General features: G+C 33.2%; 3 protein-coding genes. All 3 read left to right on the top strand.

Annotated features, from left to right (window positions below; all coding sequences use genetic code 11):
• Positions 1-206, top strand: a 206-nt coding sequence (locus ACFVAD_RS24215; protein ID WP_483887615.1) for a phospholipase D-like domain-containing protein, incomplete at its 5' end; no start/stop codon positions are given.
• Between the two features lie 233 nt (positions 207-439).
• Positions 440-1,018 carry a CBO0543 family protein gene (locus ACFVAD_RS24210; protein WP_386646461.1) on the top strand — a complete coding sequence of 193 codons (579 nt, stop codon included), beginning with the start codon at positions 440-442 and terminating at the stop codon, positions 1,016-1,018.
• 23 nt (positions 1,019-1,041) lie between these two features.
• Entirely contained in the window at positions 1,042-1,725 is a 684-nt protein-coding gene (locus tag ACFVAD_RS24205; protein ID WP_386646458.1) for a DUF421 domain-containing protein, read from the top strand.
• Positions 1,726-1,728: the final 3 nt, after the last annotated feature.

Below are 1,728 nucleotides of genomic sequence, written 5' to 3'. Positions count from 1 at the left end.
CAGCAAACTATGATATGAGAAGTTTTCGCCTGAATTATGAGGTGTGTCAAGTCGTGTACAGTGCTGATGTGGCAAGGGAACTCACAGAGCAGTTCGAGAGGGATCTTACTGATTCTGTACCAGTAAGAATTGAAGACTTGTTGCAACGATCCCTGACCGAGCGCATTGTTGAACAGGGTGCTCGCCTGCTTTCTCCATTATTATAGTTGATGTATCCTGTTTTTATTTTTCAATCTTAAATCTAGATTTAAAAAAATTCATTGTTTTTAAAATATTTCTGATTCATTTGAAAAAAGTTGAAAACCCGTGTTAGAAGAACTTTCAACATGGTTTTTTTTCTTATTTACGATGGAAATTCATTACTAAAAAAACGGTAATACTAAAGAGGCAGCCCAAAGAGTTTGAATCCAAAAATATCTGTTACCTTTTCATTATAGAGGTGATATCAATAGATAATATATTTGAAAATCTTAAGGAAATACGTTTATTAGAAGATAAGCTCTATCATTTAGAATTAAATGGTTGGCTAAAAAATGAGTTTTTAACTTGGGAATGGTGGATACTAGTCGTTTTTTTAGTTGTGCCTTGGGTTATATGGGCTAAACTTGTTAAACGAGACATTATTTTAGAAATTTTGTTATTTGGCACCATAATTATCTTGACAACAACCTTATTAGATGTAGTTGGTGCACAATACAGTTTTTGGGATTACCCCATTGCATTCCTACCTATTATTCCTCGGGCCTTTCCTTTTGATTTTTCAATGGTACCTGTAGCTTACATGTTGTTATATCAATATTTTAGAACATGGAAATCTTTTATTTTAGCCCAGATCATTATGGCACTAACATATGCCTATATAGGTGAACCCTTTTGCGAGTGGGTCAAACTTGTTAATTATTTAGAGTGGAGATACAGATATTCATTCATATATTACATCATTGTTGGAATTGTAACTCGAGCTTTAATACTAAAACTAGCCTCTTTATCTAAACCTCAAGATCTTACAACTAAGTAAAATTTAAATTGGAGGAAAAAACTTTGGAAGAAGTTAATATTGGTTTACTGACGATCAAAGTCATCGTTGGTTTTGCCACTTTATTTTTTATCATTATCATAACAGGCAGAACATCCATCTATCAGTTAACCCCGTTTCACTTAGTTTTTGTGTTAGTACTTGGAGATTTTTTGGGAAATACCATTTATGAAGATAAGGTAGGGATTTTTCATTTTTTATATGCCATCGGATTGTGGACGTTTCTTATGTTGGGAATAGAGTTTATGACTCTAAAAAATAAATCGACACGTTCTCTCTTATTAGGCAATCCTAACATCATCATTCGAGATGGTGTTATGGACAGAAAGTTACTTACAAAGAACAAATTGGATGTAAATCAAGTATTGAGTATACTCCGTCAAAATAATGTCTTTTCAGTTCGCGAAGTCAAATACGGTATATTGGAAGCTAATGGGCAAATAAGTTTATTATTAAAATCCAAGTATCAAAAACCAGACAAGCAAGATCTCAATCTTCCAGAAAGTCCAGTAGACCTCCCAACATCGTTAATTATAGATGGGGAAATTTTATGGGATAATTTACATGAACTCGGATTTGATCAACAGTGGTTAGATAACCAATTAACTACCAATGGATATGATAATGTTAAACGTATACTCTACGCAGATTGGCGAGAGAGTGAAGGCATACATATAAGCCCTAAATAAAAT

It is taken from the genome of Sutcliffiella sp. NPDC057660 (assembly GCF_042800035.1).
Lineage (GTDB): Bacteria > Bacillota > Bacilli > Bacillales > Bacillaceae_I > Sutcliffiella_A.
This window is presented reverse-complemented; position numbering and strand designations above follow the sequence as displayed.